The sequence below is a fragment of the Leptolyngbya sp. AN10 genome (genome assembly GCF_050565645.1).
Taxonomy (GTDB): Bacteria; Cyanobacteriota; Cyanobacteriia; order Leptolyngbyales; family Leptolyngbyaceae; genus Leptolyngbya.
The window spans coordinates 108,991-134,630 of record NZ_JBNXVP010000004.1; the positions used below are offsets into that span (position 1 = coordinate 108,991).

Genomic DNA, 25,640 nt, shown 5'->3' on the forward strand with positions numbered 1-25,640 from the left:
AAACGCCGCTAATTGGACTTGTGATGACGCATTGCACTGTAGAGATTTGAGAAGTCATCGCGCCAGACTGCCATCGCTCCGCGTTGAAGGTCACGCCATTTGTGCTGCTTAAGTGTGGCAACTTGGTTTCGGTTAGAAGTTAATACGACCCAATCGCTGGGAGATCCAACTTCAACTTGATTTCCAAAATCTCTGCGGTCTTGACGCATCATGCCAAAAAGTCCTGATGATGATGCTAACTGTGCTAGTGGTTTTTCTAAATCAATGTAGCCATTCGTGATGTTGTAAGCGATCGTCCCATTTGGTTTAAGCTTTGATTGAAATAGCTTTAGAGCCTCGATCGTGAGCAGGTGCATCGGAACGGCATCTGATGAGAACGCATCAAGTACAATCAAATCGTACTGCTCTGGTGATTTGTCAAGTTCTAGCCTGCCATCTCCGGTAACAATTCGGTGATTGGCTTGCATCTCAGATAAGTATGTAAACGACGATCGTGCAATTTCAACAATTAATGGATCAAGTTCGTAGAATGTCCAGTTTTGTTGTGGCTTGCTGTGGCTCGCAACTTCGCCCGCTCCTAGACCTACAACGGCAACATGAGCACGATCACTAATCGTTTGCAGGACATCATCAATCGGACTTCCAGAACTGTAGTAGCTGCCCGGAACCTGGCTGAGCGATTTATCAAGCTTTTGCTCACCATGTATGGTTGAGCCATGCAGCAAAATGCGAACGGTCGGAGTTTGCCCGACTTGATAAGCTCCATAAAAACTTCGCACAACGGTTGTGACATTAAAGTTTGGCTCTGGTCTTGGAATCACAACTAACATAGCGAGACAGATGCTAATGCTATATCGAAAGGCAGGCAAAGCTTGCACTCGGCAGAGGGGGTTGAACCACGACTTTGCCCACTCATTCGGTAATCTCAACCATGCGGCAGAGATTGCTAGCATCAGGGGATACTCGATCAATCGAGGAAAAATCAATGGTGCAACCAAGGCATTAAACAATCCACCGAGGCATCCCCCAAGTGCAACAAACACATAAAATTCAGCTAGTTGCGCGGCTGGAGGGCGTAGCCGAGCAAGTTCACTATGAAATGACCAAATGACTCCGAGAAAAATCACAATGTTTAAGCTTAAAAGCTGAGGTGAAATGCGAGAGCCGCTCATATAGTAAAGTCCAAGCGATAAAATCACCATCATTAAGATAATTGGTTTAACTTCAGCCGGAAACAGAAAAGGGGATGGCAGAAAAACGAGAATAAACGTTGTGAGATATAGCCCTAGAAAAATTGCCCAGACGATCGGACTCGGTGCAATATCACTGGTAGTGTAAGTTGTTATCCCAGCGAGTAAACTTGAGGGCACAAATGAGAACCACAGCCACTGAATACGGAGATGGTTTGGAGCGGACTGATGCGTAACTTTGGCTGAAGCTTGGTTGTTGCGGCTCACGATTCGACAAGCCTCCATCAGTCCGAGGAACAGAACGAACAATAGTGACCACGCGATCGATTGGAAGCTCAGGGTGAATGTTGGCTCGATTGCAAATGGATAAGCGATCAGAGCAGCCAGAGAACCCATATTGCTCATTCCGTATAAAAAATAAGGCTTACGGTCAGGTGTGGCAAACCACCCCTGTAGCATCGAGGAACTCATTGCAAGCACGACTAGCGGCGACCCGATCGAGGCAAGAATTGTACCAATGATTTGCAGCGAAGGGTGTCCGACAAAATCCCACGGCTTGAGATGAATTGGCAGATCCCAAAGCGAAAGAATAATCAACACTAAATGTGTTAATCGACGAGTCAGCTTCTTTCGCTGATTCGCCCAATGTACATAAAGATACCCCAATAAGAGTAGTAGCTGAAAACAAGCAAGGCAAGAGGTCCAAATTGCAGATCCACCTCCAAAGTTGGGTAGCAGCAATTTGGCAAAGAATAGCTCAAGCCAGAAGAGCAGAAAGGCACTTAGGAAAACGGTTGTAGAGAATAAAAGCTTAATAATCACGGCTTAATCCTAAACAAGGTTGTTATTAACTTAACGGACAGCTTCCAACGATTGATCTTTCGATTTCGCTAGCTTCTGATGAGCAGCAATGAAGCGCTCAACATCACGCTTCAATAAGGCAGATTCGACTCGACCAGTCGGCTCAAGACGCAGAATTTCACTATATTTGCGTCCGTCTAGTGCCTGAACGGTTAATGCTCCTCCGTCTTCCTGCTTGACTTCAAAGTGATTGCCTTTTCCGGGTCCAAGTTCTCGCACCACACCAACAACAAATTGAACCTTCTGTGCATACTGCTGTTCAGCCTCATTGGTGCCTCGGCGTAGAGCCTGGGGTGTTTGCTGAACGAGTTCTAGTGCTTCGTACTGCGCCCTGGAAATACCTGAGTTAGATTTCCCAGTAATCGTAATTCTTGGCTCTGTTCCGATTAACGGTTTTTCCGCCTTAAATTTGAGTAAAAGATTTCCGGCTTGATCATTAAGGATAAATTGATTGCGTCCTTCAAGGCGAACCTGGAATCCTTCGTAGCGAAATGCTCGCTCCTGTGTGCGGTCAAACCCATATTGATAGAGTGCTAGCACTGTTTGTGCAGCCTGGTGCTCTCGTTTTGCTTCAGGAAGCGAGGCAATCCAGTTTCCAGCAGATGCAATGCCCTGCCCGATCGCTTGAAGTGTTTTTTCCGTGTCAGCTTTTGCTCTTGATTGAACCTTTGCCTTGAGTGATTGAAACTGCTCGCTTTCTAGACCCTGCTGAATAGTGGTTGTTGCTTTGATCGCTTGCTGCTTAATATCTGCGGTTAATCGTTGAAAGAATTGCTTTGTTGAACTGGTTGGCAGCGCCTCAATTTGTTGAGTGACGATCGCGATCGTATTGAGCGCGGACGGTTTTAATGCCTCACTCTCTGGAAATAGAGTATTTGTCGAACTGGAAGCTTGAGGCGACTGAAGTTCAACTTGATTAATCGCTAACTCAACGATAATCTCCACTGGGGCTTCAGGAGAACTAAGATCTCTACTTGGATCAAGTACAGTTTCAGGTTGATCGAACAATGCTTGTCGATGGTTGAATGTCTCTTGTTCTGTGGGATTAGCAGTGAGTGGAGAAACTCTATCAATCACCTCGTCCATCGGGCGACTTATCTCAGCAACCTGACTCACCACAGACAAGCAGGCGTGGAGCGATTGCTCGTCCGAGAACTGTTGTACAGGTTCTTGCCAAACTCGATCAATCACAGCTTCAGTTTGAGTCGAATTTAAACCTAATGTAGCGGTCACGCGATCAAGTATGTCCTGTAAAGCTACGTCAATACTCAGGCTTCGCTGCTCTGCCCAATTCTTCCATCCGTTTACTTCACGAGCAACTTGGTAGAATGAGGCTTCGGGACTTTGATTGCTCTGCTTGCCTTCGATGATGTCAAGTGACTGTTCCGATAGAACTTCAGATAACACTAGATTTAACGGTTCCTGTGCTTGCAACGGTGTTGAAATCGGTTCTACAAGTGTTGGTGAAACTGCTTGGCGTGTTCTATCTTCATCTGTACCGTTTAGATCGATCGGAGTGCTGCTGATAACAGGTCGTTCTGTTTCGATTGAAGCTTCTTCAAAAGCACTAGGCAATTCGGTCGTGGTTTCAGGCTCCAAGATTTCAGGATTTGCAATCTCCAACTCAGGAAGTTCAAACGCATTAATCTTGACCACACCTCCAGTCTGCTCAAATAGAACAGTCTTACCAACGCTGATTTTGATCGTAGATGGAGTTCCAGCTTCCGCTTCGCTCGAATTCAGCTCGGTTGATACAGGCTTCATGATTGCCGCTTTGAGCAATACAATTCTAGCCTCATCAAGATCACTGCGTTGCTCTTTACCGACCGTTCCGTAGACGACTCTTCGCCCTAGCTGAATTCTGAGTTCTCCTGGCTCGAAATCAATTCCTGCTCGTCCAGATAAATTACGAACAAGTTCGTCGATCGAAGTCTTACTGATAGAGTCAGCAGCCGGTTGTGGCTCAAGTGGAGAGATATCTTGTTCGCTGCTCATAGAAAGTTGCTAGGTTGGGTTTAACTGAAGATCGAGATTTGCCATTGCGTGAGTGCGATCGACGATCGCTTCGCCGTTGATGAGAAACAGTGCGAGCGAGTGGTCAAAATAGAATGCAGTAAACGGAGGTTTGTAGTTCACCGGGCAATTAACGAGTACGGTTGCAACTCCATCAACAACTTCAAGACACGGAATATCATCAAAGCGGATCTGAATGTGGGTTGGTTGATAGTCAGGCGCAAAGGGCAACTGATTGTTTGCTTCTGTGACTTCAGCAAGAATTTCTGGTTCTTTTGTTAATACGGCAAGAGCTTGAAAGGATAAATTCATAGGGGTTACTGTTGAGCTTGACAAGGTGGACTTCATTAAAACAGATTTGATTCAGGCGAAAACTCATTCCCGTTCAATGGATACCGAAGATGAAAGTACGGGGCGCTGTTTTTGAATTGCCGGATTCTCACGCGCTTTCTGATAAATTTGACTAAAGCCCTGCTGTTCATCTGGGGTGAGATTTGCAATTAAAATTTCTCCGTCTTTTGCTTTGAGCAAACAGTAGCCGTCTTCACTGCGCGTAATCGTTAACGTTCCGTGAGCATCACGGCTAATACTATATTTGCTGTTCGGGCGGCTAAAATTGTCAGTATGGTAGCCATCGAGCAGATAGTTCGCAATATAGGCTGCCTTTGCTCCTCGTGGTGCTAGACCGCCTAAATTTTGTGTTTGTTCGCTGAACGTGCGATCGCTTGTGATGGAATCAAGTCCATGTATCTCAATGTTAAGACGCGAAGCAATAATGTCATGCTCTTGCGAGAACGAGAGGTCATTCTTGATGACGTGATACTCGCCGTTGTCGCCGACTTGAAAGACAAGAACCTCATGACCTTCTTCGTTGCAAATAGTATATATACTCTGATCTACAGAAATAGTATAGTTCTCAGCAGCATAATGCCCTTCACTTCCATAGGCGTTTGTAAGTTTTGCAACAGTATCTGCAAGAATTCGGTGTTTTGAGTATTCGAGTTCTGTTGATGTCGGTAGGACTTGAGGCTGAATTGCGGCTGTAAGGGAAGGCAAGAGTGCAGGGGGGACGCTTCCTGTCAGTTGACCCACCGTTGTTCTCGGTTCTAGCAAATGAGGATTCGTTCCAGCAAGTTCTTGCAGTGCGGCTGTTACTCTAGGTGGCAGTGCGATCGGTTCAGAACCGCCTTCAATCTGAATGGCTGGTGCTGTTCCTGCCCTCAACAAGTGGGGCGCTGTTCCAGCAAGCTCGTTTGGAGATTCATGCCGCACTTCGATTTCCGGAGGGACATCTTCGATTTTTACACCAATTTGGGTGGATCTCGATTGTGCCTGTAACTGAAGAAAGCGCAGCAGTAGCAGAATTTCTGCAATGCGTTCCCACATATGCAGATAGCTATTAATTGCTGATTGCGCGTCACCTTTGTCGATAAATACGTCTGCCATCTCGCCCTCCTACAACAATCCAGCCGCGATCGCCCAGGCTGCTGTTTCTTCAACATTCGGGTCAACTTTTTTCTCTAACGGGTAAGTCTCTAGAAAATACTCTTTTCGCAACCGCATTGCGGCATCGTCAATTCGTGTTTGTGAACTCTTTTTGATTAGTCGCGCTTTTACTTTCTGCCACTTTGCTTGGCTCATCTCCATTCGCTGAGTATCCGCTTTTGGAATCTTGATGGTACAGCGAAGCGGTAGAGAAATTTCATCTTTGTTGCTGTATCCTCGATTGAGCAGAATGCACGTTCCTTGCGGCAATCGCAGGAACTGTTCGGGAGCGAACAGCTTACGGGTTCGTTCCTGTTGTGAAATACTCGTACTAGCCCCCCCTTTTCCGCCGATGCTGCGCGATCGACCTTTGTATTGCAAATGCTCTTCGCCAAGGAACTTCGAGAAGACATCAGCCGACTCGTATTCTTGGGGATTAAAGATGACTTTTCCAGCACACCCCCCAAAGATTGCCCTCGCCGTCTCGCGACCGTAGACTTTCTCAAGCTGTGCTAGGTTTTGAAAGCCAAGCAGACACGATAAGCCATACTCGCGAAACTCGTTAATCCATTTGACCAGATCCGGAATGTAGAGAGTCGGCAACTCATCGAGTGCAAGCACGAGCGGATCTTTGCGGTTCGGGTTCGCATTTTTGGTAACAATCATGTGTAGAACTGTGGCAAGCAGCGGTGCTACCACATCGCGGCGTTCTTGGTCCATGCCAAGAATTAACAGTTGCTTTCCAGAAAGCGTTAGCGGAATTGTCGATGTGCCGCAAAACACGCTCAGGATTGTTGGACTCATAAATCGACTGAATAAAATGCTTGCTGTCGAAATGACGCTCGCAACTGTTTTTTCACTATCTGCCATTGAGATGAGTTGCCCAAAGCTTGTTTCGATCCAGGTCGGTAAATCGGCTGCTTGCATTCGTGCGGCTAGATTCGGGGCACCGAGTGCTTTAGCGCAGGTAATAATGTCTGGGTACGGGGTACTCTTTGCGAGCAGCAGAACGGCTTGAATCAGTTGATCGCCAGAATTAGTAAAGAATGGATCTTCAACCGTTTGGGTTCCGGGTTTGAAGTTGCGGTTGAGAACGATCGCGATCTGCCGCGCCATCTCAACATCATCGATGTCCCGAATAAAGTCGAGTGGGTTACAGACATCGCTCTCTGGAAAGCCAGGAGCAAAGACTCGCACTTCGTATCCTGCCTTCGCTGCAACGCCTGCGATGCGCTCACTTTGAATCGGGTACTTAAAGTCGTAAAGAATGAGCGGAAACCCCTGATCAATCACCGATCTCAGTGAGGGATCAATGATTGAGTGGGTTTTTCCGGTTCCAGGTCCACCGACAACTGCCGTTCCGCTTTGAGCTTCGGTAAGCCAAAGCGTTTTGGTATCATCTTTGATCCGGACGACCGTTGCCCCAGGTTCAGTCGGTGTCGGCTGACCAGGTTTTGAAACCGCAGTCGGAAGAAACTGAAGTTGAGGTTTGACGACAAACAGCGTGACGGCATTGCGCCGACGATCGTTGATTTGGCGATGAGCGAGTCGGCGGGCAGCACGCTTCTCTTTTTTGCCTGCCCATTGTGCGGTTGCCAACCGATTTTTTTTGCTGACTCGCCCTCCATCTTGACGATTGAGCCAAATCAAGCCCACCACAGCCGTGAGAATGACTGCACCATTCGGTGAAAAAAGTTGTTTTTGAATCGCCTGGACGGTTGGACTATTTGGCGTAGCGGCTGCTAGAGATTGCGATGCCTCTGGCACACGCGAACGTGCCTGCATCGAGGTCGCACTCAATAAACTTAGTGAGAGTGCGATACCGAGACCGAATAGTGTTGGTTGAAATGGGCGAATTAGCTTGTTCATGCGTGATCGAGGACAGCTTTGATCGGCGATAGATCCGAACCAGAAAACAGTTCAACCGTTTGATTTTGGCTGACAACAAACGAGGGTGTGCCTGAAATGCCCAGTCGATTTGCGAGATCAACATCTGCGCGAACGGCGGAGAGCGCTGCGTTCGATCTGCGATCGCGATCGAATTGGTTTAAATTTAACTCTAGGGTGCGAGCAATATCGAGATACAACGGTTCACCGAGATCAGATTGATGAGCAAACAAGGCATCGTGATACTGCCAAAATTTTCCTTGCTGCGCGGCTGCCCATGCTGCTAACGCCGCAGGCATCGCCTGAGCATGAATGCTCACTAACGGCAGATGTTTGTAAACAAGCTGTACGTCGGAGCGGTCAGCGACCAGTTTCTGAAGGTCAATATGAGCTTTGGCGCAAAACGGGCACTCAAAATCTGAAAATTCAACTAGCAGTAGTTTCCCATGCCCTGCACCTATTGCTGGAGATTGACCTAAAACCGTTGTTGGCGACTGCTTGAAGCGCTCTAATGCTTGAGATTGGTCTTGCGTCCTTTGATTCTCTTGTTCGGATTGATAGGCTGTGATTGCGCCGATTAACACATCCGGGTGCGCTCGGATAATGCTTAATACCTCCGCTTCGATATTGGTTGAATCAATGGTCTGTGGTTGGGCTGCAAGAACAACTGACTGTGGCAAGAATATTGTCCACAGTGAGATCGAGAGAGCCAGCGTACAATAAAATTTTTGTACAAAAGTCATTTGCTTTATCATGATTGTCGTTCCTTAAGAAATTTAGGTACGAGGTTGAATTGCAGAGTTTGCCATTGCAACTAGGGAGTCTCGATCTCCGACTTTGATTCCAACGACATACCGAACCCCTTTCTCATCCCAGACGACCTTGGCATCGTTGCAGTTCGCACCGCAAATCCAAGGGATGAAATAGCCTTCGATTTGGTTCGTGAGCTGTACTTTTGCCATCAACTGCTTTGAACGCAGTCCTTTGAAGGCTGGGTCTTTCATGAATCCATAAGCTTCCTCGATCGTGGGTGTGCCGTCTGTTTTGCGAGTTGCCGAAACGGTTCCTAACCGACAAGCATTTCCACCAGAACAGGTTGGACTATAGCCTAGTATCACAGCGTATCCATTCGGGGTGGCACGATCGATGACAGCATAAGCTTTCAGTCGTCGCGCCTCAGCTTCTGACGTTGAGTCTTTGCTGCGCTGTCCACTACTTGGAATATAAGTAGGTAATCGCAGCGGAATTCCGGTCATTTGTAGTTGAACTAGAATCGGATTGAACAAATTAGTGGCATCCGGAATACTAGGTTCGATGCTTGTTGCCTGAGCAAGAACGGGTGTCGTTTTAAATATCAGTAAACAAGCACACAGAAACATGATTAGATAGCGGCAAATCCATTGATTAATCAACTTCATAAATTCTCCAGGAGTGTGAAATTCTATGACACAGCAGCAGGTAAAGAAAGTACAACATGGTTTTTTAGTGCTGTTACAGCGGTTGTGGTGAATGATGAAACAGAGAAAGCAGAACTTCAAGCGATGGGGTTTGAATTCCTACGGGTGTGCATGGATGCAACCGTGGGAGATATCGGATAAATTCACTCTCTAGTACGGGAGCTAGATCGGATTTGCTGTTGAATTGCGTCTACAAGTTTGAGCGCAGTTGGTTGCGGAACACCGAAGCCTGTGATATCTTCTGCTCTCAGCATTCCTCCAGTTCCACGTACAAACTGCCATTGATTTGCAGTTAAATCTTTTAACACCACCGTTTGTCCACCCGTTTCTCCATCTATCCACGAATACAGCCCATAGTGATCTGCGATCGCCAGTCGTGTCACCGTAGCTTTTGGATATCGGCTTCTAACAAGCTGAACGATCGCTGCTTCATCCGGATTCTTTGGTACATACTGAGCTTGAACAGAAGTTTTTGACGCAATACTCATCGTGATCGGAAGCGAAAACAAAGCTAGTAATAGTAGTCGTCTTTGCATGAGCTTGTTCCTGTAGAATGACGTGATTCTAATGTCAAAATCGTGGCATGTCTTGAAACTTAACCTTTGACTCGGCAGAGGTAGCGAGTAAATCTACCATTGCAGCCATACGACCCGCTAAAGCAACCATCGCTTTCCCAAACGAAATTACAACGACCTGATGAGTTAGATATTGTGGTTTTACAGCCATCACTGGTGCAAATCCCAATATGTCCGGCTGCAACGCCGTCATCCATGATTAAAATATCGCCTGCTTTCGCATCGCTTGCGTTGATAAGGGTACCGCGACCTCCACTTTTGCAGCCGTCTATAGCTGATGTAATGCTGAGCGCAGGTTGGCTACCACCAAACATTGGCAATCCTGCTCGCTTGAGCACTGTGTCTACTGCAACCATACAGCCGTTGCGACCATAATCGGTTGCTGGGTCATTGCACTGATTGATTTTTCCTTTGTTGGCGAGTGCTGACTTGAGGACGCGATCGTTCACTGATCCACTTGCCGGAGCCGATGCAAGGCAAGTTGTTGCGCCTGTCAGTTGAGCATTTGGGGCATTAATCGAGGGAGGAGTTCCAGGGGTTGCTGCTCTTGCTCGTTCAAGTGCGGATTGGTAGCTGCGAGCATGGCTTGCAATCAACTCAATCTGGTCATGGTCGTTGACTTGTTGACGGGCACAGCTATAGTTTGCTCTCCCACCTGAAAAGCACTGGGCGATCGGGCGAGCTTGACCATAGAAGCCTTCCTTTAGTCCCACACATAAAGCATCAGCAGCCGTATTGAAATCTTGTAATCGCTTGTCGGAAACACCCCCATACTTCATTCCGAGGCGCTTCATAATTTTGGTTTTTTCATAGCAGTGCGTCACTTGAATCATGCCCTCGCCTATGCCACACGCATCATAGGCTCGCTTGTCATATTCCTCCATTGTGTTGAAGTGATCCGTTTCGTGACGGGCAGTTGCCAAAGCATAAGCAAGCTGTGCAGAATCAGTCAATCCAGCCTTGGCACAAGACCGCATAATGTAGGGAATGTACTGTGCTGCACGTTTTCGCTCTCCGTGATCTGTAGGGGTTGCATTAATTACAGCCTGAGTGACAGCATCGAGGTGCTTAAGGTCGATCGGCAAGCTTGCAGAACAAGTATCACTGCCGCTATCTTCTTCTGTCGCTATCTCTGGTGGTGTATAGTCGTCTCCGGTGACATCCTTTCCAGTGCTTGGTGGCAAAAATGGGATAATTTGCTTTTCGCGGAATGAGCCGATCGGCATTCCTGCGTCACCGGGCGGGAAGAAGTAAGGCGTACAGGTCTTTCCGACAAAAGGCAGTCGTTTACAGGCACGAAACTTTAATCCTACGGTAATGCTGCCTTTGTCTTCTTGTGGACGAGTTACCACAACACGAAATGCTTTGCCAAACGGATGATTACCCACAGGTCCCTTGCAGCCAAATGGAATGCAAAGTGGTCCATAACCGTCTTTAGCCTGTAATCGACCGTCTAACCACGCAAAGCCAGAATACTGCGTTGTCATCATATCGTGCATCTCAATGTGCGGACATGACTTACCTGGACATTCAACCTCCTCGAATTTGTCTCGACGGGGGATGGTTCCACTAATTACCCGCAAACGGTTTTGCTCTTTTGGTCCGAGCACCACATCGACCTCAGCGAACCGCACTCCTTGAGCGAGTTTTGGTGCAACGGGGAATTTTGATAGCGGAATATTACCAAGTCCAACCGAGTTAAGGTCTTTGAGCAATGCTTGATCTGCTACCTTAAGCTGATCGAGGGGGGCAGTCGATAATCCCGGTAAATCATCGAGTTTGAATGATGTCAGTTTGAAATCTCCTAGCGCTTTAAGAGGCAATTTGGCAATGTCTGGAAATGCTTTGACTAAATCTGATACGGTTGCTACTTGTTCAAACTGAAGTGGTAAATGCTCAAAATCGATATTTCGAGTGGGATCAATCGGCACACCAACTTTGGTTTGCAGGCTTTGCATTGCCAGTTGTACCAGTGGTTTTGCCTGCTGAATGGGTAAGTTGCCAAAACCGGGAATATCTTCGATGAGGCTTGTAGGCGTTTGCAGCTTGACTACATCACCAAGATGAGCGAGGTTGAGCGATTGTAAATTCGTTCTGGATAAACGCGCAATCTGACTGATACTGAGTTGCCCAATTCCAAATGCCTCACCTCCAGAAATTGAGCCAATTTGGAGATACTGCGTAGGATCGACATACGCACCTGGAACCAGTTGGCTAAAATCAGAATTCGGTGAGATTTGTTGAAGCTGAGAGAGAAGGTCACGATCAACCTGAATCTGTGGAAATTGCTTTAAGCTGACTGCACCAAAATCAGGAACTTCAACTGACTGCATTCCCGCATTAGTTTGAACTTGCAGCGTTTGTGTTGGCATTGCTGCCTCGGTTGTTTGAGCTTGGGCGACGTTTACGGGTCCTAGCGTGGCGCTTAGGCAAATTATGAACAGTAAAACGACCCGAACAATTAATCTAAACATAGCGGAATCGTTAGGTAGAAAAGGGAGCTTATAAAGCAAGCGTTATGAGCCAATCAATAAATTCAGTCGGAACGCCAGAACTAGATACGGCATCATCAAACGATCGCCCAGACTCAACAAGTGAAAAAAACTTTTTCAAGCTGTCACGAACCAGACTGTTTGGTGCGATCAAAGACTTCGCTTCTGCGATCGCAAGCCCTTGTCGAACTTTTTGAATATTTTGCTGATCAACATTACTCTTTCGGTTTTGACTAGGGCGAGTTCTAATTGACTGTGAAGCCTGACCATTATCAGCCACAATCTGTATTGTTCTAATATTGGTTTTAGGTTGTTTGACTAATCGCAGTTCAAACTCGTAAAGTTTTCGATTACTGCCGTTAGAGCGCGACGTAATCACTATCAACGTTGTATTTTGGATTCCTGCCGCCTGATAAGATGCTCTTGCGTTTCTTGGAAAGGCAAGAGCATTCCGAAGCTGGCGGAGGTAGATAACTGTTGCCCCGGAACTACAGCCTGATCCACTCCCTGAATTCGCCGTGATTGAGCAAAGTGGAGAATCAAAGCCTAGAACTACCTTCGAGCGATCGTCGAGACGAACTTGCCGCACAATTTCACCAGATGGAATAAAGCTTAAATTGACAGTATGACCAAGCGGTAGCTCGATCGCGGGTAAGCCATTTAAGCCTTGAGCATCGTGGCTGGTGATCGATTGAATTGTGCTAGCTCGAATCGGAAGAACAGTCATGCAAAGTGAAATCGTGGACAGTAAGCAAGCGAGGCGAACATTCATGTGTGCCTCCTAGAACTCGATCGTTTGGTTAACATAAACCTGTAACGCTTTTCCAGATGGGATATACCAGAGCGTTGGACGCGCTGCGAGATCTTCAGCCACTTTTTGGCTACGCGCCGTTTGGATTTGCGACAAAGCAGAAAACGCACCTTGAAGTACCGCACCAGCAACATTCGGGCGCGAATTTGTAACCGAGGTAGCTGAACTACCACTGCCATCATTAATTGACGAAATTGAAGTCTCTGAAGTCGAGCGGTTTAAAATTTCGCCGACTTTCGATAACGCGCCGGATAGCATGAGTGAGCGATCTCGTGCTGCCATTTCACGTTTTGGATCATTCAGCTTATCAGCTAAAATTGCACCGCCGTCACCGCCGCGAATCGTGATGGTTCCGCTCGGCGGCGAATACTCCTGATTGTTGATAATTACAGTATCGGCGACTAGATCAGCCAGTCCGGATCTAGCATCAAGGGATCGTACAGTACAGACAATCTGAGTGCCCTGCGGCAGTACTGTGAGTCCGTTCGCGTCTTGCATTGCTTCGTTTAGCTTGAGGATAAATTTTGGAGTTGTCGCCGAAGTTTCGCTGCCAGTTGCAACGACTGGAGTTAACAGCGTTGCTCCGCCGTGGGTTCCAACAAGCAACTTGCGTGCGCCTGTACCTGACTGAGCGACATAAGCAGCAAGAGTGGTGGGATTCGCGGTAGCATCAACTTGTCCTGTGGAAGTTTTGTCTAAGCTTGTGCGCGGAGTTGTTTCAGTCGGGATGTCAGATACCGTATCTGAAGCATTTGCGATCGGGGATTGTGCTGATGCCGTAGGAACACTGCCAAACGTTGCTGCACCTGAAAGACGCTCCCACTCTTCGTCTGGATTAGTTGCCCGCGCAACGGGCGGGATCGATCTGACAACCGAAGGCGGCTGCGACAGAACCGGGGAGGGTAGTGAGACAGGTCTCGGTAAACTAGATGTTGCGACTCTAACAGGAGTGGGAATGCTTGTACCCCGCTCTGTGATCGTAGGCGAGATCGGTTCAGGACTGGATTTTGAACTCGGCAGTTGTGCGGGTTGCTTTACTTTGGGTTGTGCTTTCGCGGATGTCTTTTGGCGCTTGAGTTCTTCTTGCTGCGATTGAAACGCAAGTGCAGATTTATAGTCCCCAACTGCATCACCGTTACTCCCTGGCACCATTGGAGACGCAAATTTAGCATCGGGTTTCGGCGATGACTGTTGCGCTGCCGAATTCACGCTATTCATTACGCCTGACAGGAATACACCAAGTGAACCGATCACCGCAAACACCAGTCCACCACCAAGTAACAGTCGTGAGTAGGGACTGGAGACCCAGGACACCTGCGTTTGGTATTCAGTCGGATCTTCTTCAACATCCGGATCAAGCTCCGGGTCAAATTCTTCATCAGTGCCCTTGTCGGTTGAAGCAGCTTCAGCAGTGGGCGCAGAGCGTTGCGTTTGGGAATCAAGAAACTCCCACAACTGGGCTTCGTTTGGCTCAATGGTACTTGTAGGATGTTCAGATGTCATTTTGCCTCCTACGGTTTGAGATTTCCAGGTTGAAAGTCGCGCATTCCATAGATCTCCAGCCCAGCTTGTCGAGTTTGATAAACTGCTCTTTGCAGCGTTGAGGTCAAATCTCCAGGAGTTGGAGTATCAATCGCTCGTACAAAAATTTCTTTATTAAAGGGAACGCTGATACCCTCCGGATGGTTGCTTGAAAAAGTTTCAAGCCTAGCAATTAAAATGAGCTTCCACTGACCATCGGCAATTTTTTCTGGATCAGATAGCTTGTCAGTAATCAAGGTCATTTGTGCCTGTCCATTGAAGGCTCCGGGAGGAGTTAAGTCAGCAATGCTTGCGATCGCTTGAGGACGAAAATCTTGAGATAGCGCAAAGCTACTTTGCCAAGAGAGCGTTGAAATTCGCCGATCTCCGGATTTGGTACGGATAGAAATTCCAGCATCGCTCGCTTCTGAGCCTAGTTTTGCACCTGGTTCAAGCGGAAGCTTACCAGTAGCACTGAGTAAAGCCATCATCGAATCCATTACAAACTGCCGAACCACAGCAGGAGCGCGATCGTTGCTCGACGACATTGCTGCCACCGAGATTGCCTTACCATTAACAAGCTGAACGAGCGTTGGTGGCTTTTTGTGAGCCAGTGAAAAGAAAGCTCCGACTAACAGCAACGTTACAAGTGTGTTAATTACACTCAGCGCACCCGTAACCAAGACGAAAATGCCAAAGGTGTTGAGTGGATTTGCTGTCTTGCGGCTTTCACGCCGGATTTTTTGAATCGTTTGCATTAAATTTCTCCTCTTTATTTGCCGCCCCCGACAAAAGCGGCTGCCCCGCTTGCGATAATCGTAGTGGTGGTGCCAATGGCAGCAACAATCCCATTAAAAATTGCCATTCCTCCACCTGCTGATAAAGCTAGTGCCGCAACGGGTGCAAAGATACCGAGCGCGATCGAGGCAGGAAACAAATCTTTTGGTCCGGTGTTATAAGTTGCAACTGCGATGAGACCTGTGATGATGTTGAGGCTCAATTTGCAGATGCCTAAGCTCCAGAAAGCTGTTATCCAGGCATATAGGGGTTTTGCGCCGATCGGCAGTAGGGATGTTGCAACCGCGATTGGACCAAGCAAGGCTGTTAGCAGCAGTGATGCTTCGATGAGGTGTTGAAAGGCAACTTGACATGCCATCAAGATGATCTGAACGAGTGTCAGTAATGGGGCAGTCGTTGCTTTAAGTGCAGTTGCGGCAGCGGTCGTCGCGGCATCTGCTAGTGTCCCCAATGGATTTTGAATCGCAGCGGCTGCAAATTTTACCAGTTGCTCATACCATGCTCCAGCTCGTTCATCAGCCGGAACTGCGTTGAGTGCTGTTTGTGCGTCTTGCTCAACCTTTTTGAGACACTCCTGCACCTTGTCATTTGTCGTGAAGCTATCGCAACGATGGCTCAGTTCTGCAATTTGTCCACGCACCGACGCATAGTTTGCCATTGCTGACAGTATTTTATCAACACGAATATCCTGAGAAATCACACCGATGACCTGTTCGTTGGTCGTGTTGACCATTGAGCGCATCAACGTTGTGACTCCAGCAAGTGCAGCACCATTGTTGAACAACAGTACAAACACAACAACAATCCAGAATAGTTCGCTGAGTGGGCGATTTGTTTCGTCTTCGAGCATATTCTTGGTAAATTGTAGCAAGAAGACCGCACCGCACAACACAGCAAGCGTTAATCCAAGTCGAGTGAGCGTAGTATAAAGTGGTCCGTTGAGTGCAGATTGCCAGCTTGAATCCCAGACAGCAGCCGTGGCTCTGGACAACGTTTCGTTGATATTCAGGCTTGTATCGGGATCTACAATTTGTCCTAGAAGTTGCATAAGTTTCTTAGCTCAACGGAGCATTCTGAATCCATTGTTATTTGCTTCAGTCAAACTGGCAGTTTCATCATGACGTGCAATTTCTGCCCGCTGACGATCACCTTGCATTCCTTGGCTGATATCACTCAAATTTGCGATTGATACAGCAGTTCCGACCTGGATCGATCGCAATGACACAGCTTGATCCCCTTGAATTGCTGCAATCTTTTCAAGCTGAGCAGAAGCTTGTCCATGCTGATTAGAGATGCCAGAGAGTTCAGTTGCAACGCTTGATAGTCCGCTAGAGTGACCTGCGAGCTGCGTCGAAACCCCAGATAAAATGTTGGCAATTTGCCCGTTCTGCTCAGCCTGAAATTTGATTGCATCCTGGGTTGATATCGCTGCTTTTGCCCTCGCTGCAAGTGTGTTGACGGTGCCTGCTTGAGTCATGGATGTTTGAGCAATCTGCCCAGAGCTTTGAGCAAATTGCTGAGTTCCTTGAGCAATCTGTCCAACAGATTGAGCAATTTGGAGGGAGTTTTTACTAATCATGCCGACATCTGCGGCAGACTGCGCGATCGATGTCATCGCCTGAGTATGCAGTCTTTGAGCATCGCTGCCAAGAATCGTTTGATTAAACTGATTCGTTGCTCGTAAGGTTATTTGTCCATCTTCGAGAATTGCTGGATATAAGCCATCAATGTTTGTCGTTTGTGGCGATGTGTTTAGAACATCTGAGCGGGTGGCACTAGGATCGGGCAGTCCTAAACTGCCCTGATTTCTTTGAATTGCAGTTTCGATGTGCTTTAGGTATTCGCCGACTTGACTTTGCAGAACGGCTTGCGTTGGCAGAATCTTCGTAAACTGCTGAATGTAGGCTTGAATTTGACCAATTAAGCCGTCAACCTGAGTTCTCACACCGTTGATTGGATCTTGAATCGATGAAATTGTAGAACTTATATCACCGATCGGGTTTTGGGCTTTGCCAAGGACATCCTGAACTGCTTGATTGAGAATGCCATCATTCGGTAGAAATACGTCCGCTAGCGCGATCGAAGGTAGCAGTACTGCAATCACGGTGCTGCCGATGATCATCGATCGCCGATCAAAACATGGTTTGCGTGAGGGTCGAACAGTTCGTGTCATAAAATCCTCCCTGTAAGTAAGTGCTTCGTTCCGTTTGATTGCACACTGCTGTCTGAAGGCAGCGTATTCAGTAATGGCTCTGTCTCAACTGGTGTAGGTGCCAACTCCGGTTTACGGTAGGGGCGCTGATTCTTAGTTGCTGCAATAAACTCTTTCGACCAAGCGGCTAGCGCTTGGTAAGGATTTGGATAAGCTTGTAGAAACGCTTGACGACATTCGGTTTGATCCGGATTGTTTGCGACGACCCCAACTAAGATTGGTGAACCGTAGTAACGCACAAAGGTTGGACGACCTCCTTCGTCGAGGAGCCACTGCGAATACATCTCCGACGCTTGGGGATAGAAGCGCTCACCCGCGTTGACGGAAATCAGTTCGAGCGGGTATCCGAAGAATTTGCAGAAGCTGCTAATCGCAACGGGCTGAATGCGTCCAATAAGCCGTGTACTAATGTTTTGAATAATTTTTGGTCCTGCTTCGGGCGAATTCAGGAGTGTGTTCGGGTCTTGAGCCGCAAGCCCAGTTTCAATCCCTGCTTTTCCTCCGTTTGCACACAGACGCGCAATTAAATTGGCAATTTCTTCCCATTCCATCAGAACTGAGAATTCATCAATGAAGAAGATACTGCGGCGATGAGACAATGTACGCCGTAAGGCTGCTGCGTAAGCAGACAATGCTAAAACGGCTGCATCTTCAGAATCGGATAGTCCTTGCAGTGCGAATACCAACAATGGATTATCGGTTCGGAAAGTTGAGGGACGAGCGATCGCTCGTCCAACCGTCGTTGAATCAATCCAGAGGACAAGCTGCCGCTCGATTTGGCTCACAGCTTTCTTTGTCGTATCGTCTTGCCGCGTTGACTCGGAGAGTCCATCAGTGCTATGTGCTTTGAAGAACTCGAAGAAATCTCTCAGCGTGGGCATATTTAGCCATGCTTCGGTGTTGAGTCCGGCTCGATGTGCCTCTGCGTATCGCGCTTTAATGTCTGAATCATCAAAGAATCGAGAAATGGCTGGACCAACGATCGCTCGAATGCTTTGGCGGAAGTTGCGATCGTCAGAAGTCGTTGGCTCTTTGCCACCGAACACCAAAGTCATCACCGCAGTTTGCAAAAAGTCGATGTACTGCGGCATTCGTTCAGCGTATTCCTCGTCGTTAAAGCCAGATAGATCCGGAATCTCGAATAGATTATTGGCTTCTTTACTGATGTCGAAGTAGCTTCCACCGAGGTAACGGCACCAGTCCCGAAACGTTGAAGCAGCTTCAGACGGTGGAAAGTCCATGATGATCACTGGAATTTTATAAGCGAGTGCTTGAGATAAAATTCCAGAAGTCAGAACCGATTTTCCCGATCGCGTTGTTCCGAACAAAGCAAAATTTCGCGGCTGTGACTGAGTGTAGAAATTGAGGTACAGTGGTACGCCACCTTCTTCAGTAACTAGCTCGAATCCAGATCGATCAATTTCACGCGGAGTCACGACAGGCATCATGCCTGGAGCTTCGCTCGTGAGATAGCCAAGCCGACGATCAAACGGTTTAATTAAGAGTCCATCCCAAGTAATGAGGAGCGTTTGCAGCCAAATTTTCCAAGCATATTCACGTTCGCGATCAACCCAAGCTGGACGCAAGAAGCAGCTTTTCAGATAGCGACACGCTTCATCGAGCTTATGAACGGTCGGGCGATGCACCAAGAATACGGTTGCCGTTTGTAGAACAACACCGCCTTCATACAAAGCTTCCTGCGCTTTTACGGTTTTGGTTTGTCTTAAAGATGCGGCAACGTCGATCGTGTTTTTGCGAATCGATGTGCTTTGGTCGAGCAAGCTTTGCTTCATCACTCGACGCATATTGTCTTTGACAATGCCTTGGTTTGCTTTAGAGATTTGACAGAAGACTTCTGTATCGACAACAGGCTCACGCGAGAGTGTTTGCCATAGGTAAGAAAGTTGGTTAAATTTAGTGCTCCATCCCCCTGGCTTATCGAGAAATACGAGCGGAGCAACGTAGTTGCCATTGATATGAACCCAAGCTCGATCGTCTTTGGGGCTACCTGAGTGCAGTAGCAATGTTGTGAAGTGAACATCGCTATTGATTTCCTCACGAATTCCTGTTTCTGTAACGTGCAGAATTTGGGGAACAGGTGGAGCCTCAGTCTTATTGAAAATTTGCCACTGCGAAACCCAGAGATCGACGACATCCATTGGGTAGGTCTCAAGATGCATCTTAGTATCGAGAAGCTGCTGGTAGTTGAGATAGCCATCGGTAAAGGCTTTTTCAAACGCAATTTCATAGCTTTGCTGCACCGCTTGGGTATCAAATCCAGTGAATTTGTGAAATAAGCTCTCAAGCTTAAGCAGTATTTTTTCCCAGATATCAGTGCCTTTTACGGTTTCTGATGAAATCGTGTAGGTTGCGTAGACCCTTAAGAACTTTGGTTTTCGCAGCCCTTTTGGGTGACGAACGCCATTGTGATCAACTTTCCAAGTTAAATCCTTTATCCGCAGCTTTTCTGACATGATCAAGAACTTAAGTTGCGGGGTAGGTGCTAATTCGATCAGTTGATCAAGCTGCAATTGACGTTGAGCATCTGATGCAAAACTGCCCATGTGAAAGGTGATACGTTCTCCTTCGGGAAGGTCTTTCAGTCCAGCCTCGATCGCATCGAACGCATCTTCTTCTTGACGTGGTGTAAGCGAGGTATGCAAGCCTTTACATGTCCAGCCGAAGATGAATTGCAAGCTTTCAGCACCTTTTTTACCGGATTGCAGCATAATGCAGCTTGCCGTGGAGCCGTCTTTTAGCTGATAGCGAATCAAGCATTCTGCTTTGAATTCGTTCTCGATCGCACGACACTTGGCGTTGCCTTGATCGCTCGATGAGATCGTGTGTTGTGATTTGCGTTCTAGCTTCATGGTTGAAGATTGAGGAAGGTGAAACTGGGTTTCTTGCGGCTCGAAGCTAGGAATGACTGAACTTTGCTGGCAATGAGTCGGGATTTACCCGATCGAGTTGTGCCAAACAGTTCAAGGCTTTGGCTATCCTCGCTTCGTTGAGCAAGAAAAGGTTGGCATTTAGGTTCTGAGAGAAAATGGCTCATGTAGAACGCGATGCGATCGCTTACGGGCAGATTTTTCAGTCCAGCCTCGATTCTGCTCAGCGCATCAGCTTGAGACACTTGTGAACTATCGGGGTTTGGATGTTTTTCTACCCTTTTTCTTTCTGCTGTTTGGAGATGATTTGGTTTTTTCATATCGCTGTCTGGTAGAAGATCGGTATGCTGCGAGCGACTGATAACGGATATAGCCGCGCGTCCAGTTCGGTGTTTGGATGAACTTGGATAAGAACTGATAGGGACGAGAGCCATTCAGGAGCCACCAAGTTGCACAACCCCCGGCGACGCTCAACCCAGTCCAGAGATAGCCAACGTGCAAGAGTCCCTGTAGCACCGTGTAGAACACTACTGCGATTGCAAACCAAGGAATAATCAGATCGGCAGGAATTGGACCTACTCTGGGGCGAGAATCGAGAATCCGATTAACGGTGCGAAATTCAGGTGGATTCATGCTTACGCACCTGCGGCGTTCCCGATAATTAATCCAGCCATAAAATCACCCACAATCAAGACAACCAAAATGACGATCGGTGTTTTCGCTAGCTCTTGCCAATCCGATTCTTGCTGCCTTGCTTGAACGACTCGAATAATAGACACCGCAAGATAGATCAATAGAATTGCACGCAGAAAGTTAAAGATGAGCGAAATGACAGGTGTAAGATCTTGTCCGCCTTGACCTTTGAAATTTGCGGTCATCCATTTCTCAGCATTGACGTAGAACTGAGCACTAGCGGAATCTGCTTGCACAGTCAAAAGTGCAACAATCCCAATTCCAATCATTAATCCAAAAATAGTCGCGAAGCTCAGATTAAAGGTGCGATCAAGCCGCGCTCGCTGATAGCAATGATCGAGGTAAGCATAAGCATTTGCGATCGCAACTGGAAAAAGAAACGGAATCGTTGAAAGCAAATACAGTGGAGTTGAAATTAATTTGTGCATTGACAAATTGAGTGTCAATAGCACAGCGCCAATGATGATGCTAGTCGCTGGCAACGGTGCTTGTAATTGCGACCACAAATTCAGCTTTTGTAAAGCTGACGACCGGGAAAGAGCAATACCCATAAGTCAAAGAAGTGAGTGGAGGGAGTTTTTTGACAGAAAAAAAGGCAAAAAAGCTCTGAACAAGCTCGATTTGCTGGTCAATCAAAGCGTGTTAATCAGGCTATTTATTTCTTTCAAATGGACAGCGATCTCGTTGATTTCTTGAGGCGAAACTATGACTAAAGAGTGCCTGCGAGATGACTGCATCCTACGATATATAGAAGGGACTGAGCAAGTAAATTCGCAATATCCAATATCAGCGGTTATGGTATTTTTCCTGATTCACTAAACTTATAAAAGCCTGTAAACATTGCAATTTCTAGTATTTAGAATTCGGTAATTTGTGCAGTTTGAGTTTTAACTTAAACTGCACAAATACTGCTTAAAGTTATATGAACTTCAATATTTTATATAGATTAATGCAGTTTGATTTTTGTGATTTTATCCTTGTTAAAAACTGCTTTTAACACAGTTTGAAATCTTTTCTAAATCTAATTAAAAACTGCCTCTGATGAGGATCAAAGGCAGTTAATAAACAAAGTGATTGTGCAAGATGAGCTACATCAGTTTCTCTGGTTTAACCCAGGATTCAATATCAAGTTTGTGCTTCTCGCCGTAGGCATACAACAAACGCAAATACTTCTCTGGATCTTCGGTAACTTCCGCTTCAAAGCGCTTGGTGATTTCTTCAGGTGTCATAGAGAAAAGTCCGATGTCATTAATGCAGCCTTGTTCTTTAAGCGTTTGTTTAGCAAACTCAAGATATGGACTGAGAATGTCCCGAATCATTGCAGAAACCGCAGTTCCACCAATCGTGGCGAGAACCTTAAGCAAGGTTTGATCGAAACTGCTAATCGAGAACTGCGCTGATCGCGGCGAATTTGATTGTGTTTTTTCTTTTACAGCACTTTTTGCGCGGCTGGCTTCACCCGCCGAGACAGATTTTTTCGCTGAAGATGCTGAAGAAGCCTGGGCTTCATTGCTATCGTTCTGAACTTCCTTCCTGGCTTTTCTAGGCATGTCGATATTGAGAACAGATTGCGTATCAGTCGGCATATAAGGTCGATCTCCAAGTCACCGTGGGCGTTGTATTGCTCAAAACACACTGAGAATACATTTTGCAATACAAAAGTATTTACAGCTTGTGTAAAGCATACACGATATTTTGAAGGCGATCGATATTTACCCGCTTATACACATTAACCCCTGTTATGTTACAACCTTCAGCGGCGATTGTGAATTTGTACAAATTTACGATGATTTTATCTTTGATGAAATTTAGGCTTACTGCGGCGTGCGCTCCGACTCCCTTAGCTCTTTAGGATCAGGATCGGGCAGTCCTAACGCCTGCCGAAGCTGCGGATCGTAGATTGCGTTGATTGCGTTTTCTCGATCTTGAACGGTGTTTAGTTGAGCGATCGTCAAGTTCTTGGCTCCTCTGAAATCTGGTTTGTAGTAAGGAGCGCCATCTTCGTGATAAGGGTAGATTTCGTCATTCACTTCCCTCCATTCGTCAAAATCTTCATCTGTCCAGTGTCTCGTGTACCATAAGGGGCAAAGATCATAAAACGCAGCGTTCTTGAGCGATGCGTCTGTTAAATCCACATTCTGCAAGTTTGCTCCTCGCAAGTAGGTCTCTTGTAGCTTCGCCGCTTTGAGAATCGCTCCTCGAAGATTTGCATAATAGAAGAACGATCGTTCGAGCGTTGCGTTCTCTAAAATTGCCTGCATCAACTGAGTGCCTTCAAGATTTGCATCAGTTAGATTCGCTTTAGTCAAATTCGCAGCGACTAAATTTGCTTGCTCCAAATCTGCATCTCGCAAAATCGCATTTGCAAAATCTACCTTTGCTAAGATTGCATTTTGAAAATTCGCTTCGCTTAAATCCGCATTTGCAAAGTTGCTTTCCGGTGGAATGTACAGTGAGCGCAAATCAACTCTTTTTAAATTCAGCCGCTGACCTTGATCTTGCTCAACGTTGCGCCTGCCAATCACGGTTAGAATCGCTTCAAATTCTGTATCAAATATGCGATCGCGGCTTTGCACTCGTTCCTGCTGCGTTTTTGCTGGCTTCAGAGAAGCTTCGCGTAAACGGGCTGTCAAAAGCTCCATAATCGTCTAGTGGTAGAATAGAGATTCTTTAGCGATTTGCTCCAGTAGATAAATTCCCCCCATCCGAAGCCCTTGCTGATGACTACCAAACAGTTCAAGAGCATGAGAGAAGCGATCTGAGATTAACCGGGATTGAGCAAGCTCTGTTTCTTGAAGAAATCGTGCTTCGCTATGTTGTTTAAGCTGCGCCTTGGCGGTTTCTGCGCCTTGAGCGGCAACCTTAAAGTTGAGAAACAAAACAACCCCGCCCATGATCGTTGCGTAGGTTCCAAGGGTCGCGACGGTCGCTTTAGAAATTTCTAGAGAAGCACTAAATTTGTCTTTCACGTTCGCAGAAGATTGCTGGAGCACCAAAAAACTTTGTATTGCCTGTACTCCCGCAACAATAAATCCTGAGAAGAGCGTTAGAAGGATAATTCCGCCAAAAATAAAGATCCAAACATTGCCTCTCGATTTTTTAGCAGCCATCTCATCCTCGACGCGAGATCGTTCCTCAACGTAGTCTGTTGAGGATTGTCGCACAGTTGCAGGCTGCATTTAGATTAATTTGAGTTTTTGAAGCTAAGTCGGAAGGGCGACCTTCCGGCTTAGGTCAACGGAATCCCACTCAAAAGGGTTGAAGGCGAATCAAAGTTGATTGCGAATTTCTGGCATCCATTGATCAATCGTCTCGGTTGATATGACAACACGATCGCCAGTCTCATGCAAAATCGAAAAGGACTGTTCCCCTTGGTCTTGGAACGTGAATAAGCCATTATTCAATTCTAAAACTTCCTCGTTGGACTCACCAGATTGAAGTCGCTCGACGGTAACAAAAAATAGTGGCAAATCGCCAATTTCAATCAAAATGTTGCCAAGTGGATGATCTAGAAGTAACCCGCTGTCTTGCAGATTTACGGTCAATTCATCCGCGTATCCTTGCTCGATCGTTTGTTGAAACATAATACTCCTAGTAACAATGAAGTGTATGAACTGTCGAGATTAATAAAACCGAAGTAGATAAGACCCTGAATCGCCCAAAGAAAACTCAGCATAGCGACGGGAATCAAGAAAGCAAGAGCGAATCGATCCACCATCGCTGTCGATCGGGATAAAGTGAGCGATCGCGTCCCAGAGTACCTCAACACCACCGTCTGCCATTGATCGTTGCAGCAAACCAGAAGGGGTCTCTATATCAAAGCGATCTCCAAGCTCTTCCTGCGAAAGCAAGATTTCACTTAATGAGTCAGGGCTGGAAAAGAAATGCTCAGAGATTGGCTCTAACCCGACTTGATCGTATTGCGAGAACTTGAATGGGCAGGATTGTTTGAGTCTTGCAATTGCATCATCTTCAGTCTGTCCCAGAAACGCTTGTTCCGGTTCGCTTGAAAGGCGTGCTTCATAGAAAGTGTAGCCTCCAAAAAGTTCTGACTCCTTTGGCTCAACATTGAATTCAGGCACCTTAACTGTCATATACCCCTCTTTGCGAAGATTCTTTGTCGAGAAACGCTTACAGTAGATTACGAATGTCTCCTACCCAGTCAAGCTTCTGCCTATCAATGAGAACGCACTCAAATGATGAATTATTTTGAATCACAAAAGCAGAAGTTCCGCGCCGATCGAACATGAACTCGCCACTACTGAGTGACAGCGTTTTAGAGAAAGAGTCTACATCGAAATCTGCAACCTGAAATTCCTCGATCGTTTCAAATACAGTAGGAAGGTCGCCGATTTGAAATGTAATCATGCCGAAGCTGTCCTCTAGGGTCAACCCACTTTCATCTAGACTAACTGTTAAATCGTTATCGGAACCTTGATTGATCGTTTGGTTGTACATCATCTGCAAGTTAGTAAAGTTTTTGCCTGTTGCAATCAAAGCGATCCGTTTTCCTCAGCACGACTGTACGCCCACGCTTTCGGCTTGCTCGTAGCATCAGCTATTGCCAGCCACTGCTCGATCGTCAGATCTGCCTCGTCATAGATTTCAAGGAGCGTATTGGCGATCCAGCCAGGATTGTATTCTTTTGCTGCACAAGCTGCTTTAAGGACTGCCAAGGCTTGGTCAAAACTATATTCTGGTTTTTCGGTAGCAATTTGTTCGGCTGTCATTGTGTTTCTCCAACGAATATCAGATTG

The 25,640-nt window shown here is 46.7% G+C and carries 25 protein-coding genes; 1 reads left to right on the forward strand and 24 read right to left on the reverse strand.

Annotated features, from left to right (window positions below; genetic code table 11):
- Window positions 1-8 precede the first annotated feature (8 nt).
- The 7 genes from ACQ4M5_RS06955 to ACQ4M5_RS06985 form a co-directional block, all read right to left on the reverse strand.
- Window positions 9-2,012: a spermidine synthase gene (locus ACQ4M5_RS06955; protein ID WP_430674855.1), complete on the reverse strand. Its 2,004-nt coding sequence runs from the start codon at window positions 2,010-2,012 to the stop codon at window positions 9-11.
- A gap of 30 nt (window positions 2,013-2,042) precedes the next feature.
- Complete coding sequence (locus ACQ4M5_RS06960; protein ID WP_430674856.1) at window positions 2,043-4,046, reverse strand: hypothetical protein; 2,004 nt, start codon at window positions 4,044-4,046, stop codon at window positions 2,043-2,045.
- 9 nt (window positions 4,047-4,055) lie between these two features.
- Window positions 4,056-4,376 (reverse strand): hypothetical protein, encoded by a 321-nt coding sequence (locus tag ACQ4M5_RS06965; protein WP_430674857.1) that lies wholly within the window; start codon window positions 4,374-4,376, stop codon window positions 4,056-4,058.
- A 63-nt stretch (window positions 4,377-4,439) separates the two neighbouring features.
- A complete protein-coding gene (locus ACQ4M5_RS06970; protein ID WP_430674858.1) occupies window positions 4,440-5,510 on the reverse strand; it encodes a hypothetical protein in 1,071 nt (356 codons plus the stop codon).
- A gap of 9 nt (window positions 5,511-5,519) precedes the next feature.
- On the reverse strand, window positions 5,520-7,418 hold the full coding sequence (locus tag ACQ4M5_RS06975) for a type IV secretory system conjugative DNA transfer family protein (protein WP_430674859.1): 1,899 nt from the start codon (window positions 7,416-7,418) through the stop codon (window positions 5,520-5,522).
- On the reverse strand, window positions 7,415-8,116 hold the full coding sequence (locus tag ACQ4M5_RS06980) for a DsbA family protein (protein WP_430674860.1): 702 nt from the start codon (window positions 8,114-8,116) through the stop codon (window positions 7,415-7,417). Before ACQ4M5_RS06980 ends, ACQ4M5_RS06975 begins: the two co-directional genes overlap by 4 nt.
- Before the next feature lie 96 nt (window positions 8,117-8,212).
- Window positions 8,213-8,854: a hypothetical protein gene (locus tag ACQ4M5_RS06985; protein WP_430674861.1), complete on the reverse strand. Its 642-nt coding sequence runs from the start codon at window positions 8,852-8,854 to the stop codon at window positions 8,213-8,215.
- A gap of 15 nt (window positions 8,855-8,869) precedes the next feature.
- On the opposite strand from ACQ4M5_RS06985, the gene ACQ4M5_RS06990 reads away from it, so the two are divergent.
- Entirely contained in the window at window positions 8,870-9,034 is a 165-nt protein-coding gene (locus tag ACQ4M5_RS06990) for a hypothetical protein (RefSeq protein WP_430674862.1), read from the forward strand.
- A gap of 2 nt (window positions 9,035-9,036) precedes the next feature.
- On the opposite strand, the gene ACQ4M5_RS06995 is transcribed toward ACQ4M5_RS06990, so the two are convergent.
- From ACQ4M5_RS06995 to ACQ4M5_RS07075, 17 genes are all read right to left on the reverse strand, one after another.
- Window positions 9,037-9,429, reverse strand: coding sequence for a hypothetical protein (locus tag ACQ4M5_RS06995; protein ID WP_430674863.1), 393 nt, complete (start codon window positions 9,427-9,429; stop codon window positions 9,037-9,039).
- A gap of 59 nt (window positions 9,430-9,488) precedes the next feature.
- A complete protein-coding gene (locus ACQ4M5_RS07000) occupies window positions 9,489-11,942 on the reverse strand; it encodes a hypothetical protein (protein ID WP_430674864.1) in 2,454 nt (817 codons plus the stop codon).
- 28 nt (window positions 11,943-11,970) lie between these two features.
- Complete coding sequence (locus ACQ4M5_RS07005) at window positions 11,971-12,732, reverse strand: hypothetical protein (protein ID WP_430674865.1); 762 nt, start codon at window positions 12,730-12,732, stop codon at window positions 11,971-11,973.
- A 9-nt stretch (window positions 12,733-12,741) separates the two neighbouring features.
- Complete coding sequence (locus tag ACQ4M5_RS07010; RefSeq protein ID WP_430674866.1) at window positions 12,742-14,274, reverse strand: TrbI/VirB10 family protein; 1,533 nt, start codon at window positions 14,272-14,274, stop codon at window positions 12,742-12,744.
- An 8-nt stretch (window positions 14,275-14,282) separates the two neighbouring features.
- The gene (locus tag ACQ4M5_RS07015; RefSeq protein WP_017291934.1) at window positions 14,283-15,050 is read right to left on the reverse strand and encodes a hypothetical protein; all 768 of its coding nucleotides are present in this window, start codon (window positions 15,048-15,050) and stop codon (window positions 14,283-14,285) included.
- Window positions 15,051-15,064: 14 nt separating this feature from the next.
- Complete coding sequence (locus tag ACQ4M5_RS07020; RefSeq protein WP_017291935.1) at window positions 15,065-16,138, reverse strand: hypothetical protein; 1,074 nt, start codon at window positions 16,136-16,138, stop codon at window positions 15,065-15,067.
- A 12-nt stretch (window positions 16,139-16,150) separates the two neighbouring features.
- Window positions 16,151-17,263, reverse strand: coding sequence for a hypothetical protein (locus ACQ4M5_RS07025; protein ID WP_430674867.1), 1,113 nt, complete (start codon window positions 17,261-17,263; stop codon window positions 16,151-16,153).
- A complete protein-coding gene (locus ACQ4M5_RS07030; protein WP_430674868.1) occupies window positions 17,260-20,172 on the reverse strand; it encodes a hypothetical protein in 2,913 nt (970 codons plus the stop codon). Before ACQ4M5_RS07030 ends, ACQ4M5_RS07025 begins: the two co-directional genes overlap by 4 nt.
- Window positions 20,169-20,510 carry a hypothetical protein gene (locus tag ACQ4M5_RS07035; RefSeq protein WP_430674869.1) on the reverse strand — a complete coding sequence of 114 codons (342 nt, stop codon included), beginning with the start codon at window positions 20,508-20,510 and terminating at the stop codon, window positions 20,169-20,171. Before ACQ4M5_RS07035 ends, ACQ4M5_RS07030 begins: the two co-directional genes overlap by 4 nt.
- A gap of 315 nt (window positions 20,511-20,825) precedes the next feature.
- On the reverse strand, window positions 20,826-21,434 hold the full coding sequence (locus ACQ4M5_RS07040; protein WP_430674870.1) for a hypothetical protein: 609 nt from the start codon (window positions 21,432-21,434) through the stop codon (window positions 20,826-20,828).
- Between the two features lie 537 nt (window positions 21,435-21,971).
- On the reverse strand, window positions 21,972-22,469 hold the full coding sequence (locus tag ACQ4M5_RS07045; protein WP_430674871.1) for a hypothetical protein: 498 nt from the start codon (window positions 22,467-22,469) through the stop codon (window positions 21,972-21,974).
- A gap of 228 nt (window positions 22,470-22,697) precedes the next feature.
- Window positions 22,698-23,525 carry a pentapeptide repeat-containing protein gene (locus ACQ4M5_RS07050; RefSeq protein WP_430674872.1) on the reverse strand — a complete coding sequence of 276 codons (828 nt, stop codon included), beginning with the start codon at window positions 23,523-23,525 and terminating at the stop codon, window positions 22,698-22,700.
- 6 nt (window positions 23,526-23,531) lie between these two features.
- Entirely contained in the window at window positions 23,532-24,062 is a 531-nt protein-coding gene (locus ACQ4M5_RS07055; RefSeq protein WP_430674873.1) for a hypothetical protein, read from the reverse strand.
- Between the two features lie 90 nt (window positions 24,063-24,152).
- Entirely contained in the window at window positions 24,153-24,467 is a 315-nt protein-coding gene (locus ACQ4M5_RS07060; RefSeq protein WP_430674874.1) for a hypothetical protein, read from the reverse strand.
- A gap of 39 nt (window positions 24,468-24,506) precedes the next feature.
- Window positions 24,507-24,977 carry a hypothetical protein gene (locus tag ACQ4M5_RS07065; RefSeq protein WP_430674875.1) on the reverse strand — a complete coding sequence of 157 codons (471 nt, stop codon included), beginning with the start codon at window positions 24,975-24,977 and terminating at the stop codon, window positions 24,507-24,509.
- Window positions 24,978-25,014: 37 nt separating this feature from the next.
- Window positions 25,015-25,344, reverse strand: a complete 330-nt coding sequence (locus ACQ4M5_RS07070; protein ID WP_430674876.1) for a hypothetical protein — start codon at window positions 25,342-25,344, stop codon at window positions 25,015-25,017.
- A 32-nt stretch (window positions 25,345-25,376) separates the two neighbouring features.
- Window positions 25,377-25,613 (reverse strand): hypothetical protein, encoded by a 237-nt coding sequence (locus ACQ4M5_RS07075; protein WP_430674877.1) that lies wholly within the window; start codon window positions 25,611-25,613, stop codon window positions 25,377-25,379.
- Between the last annotated feature and the right edge of the window lie 27 nt (window positions 25,614-25,640).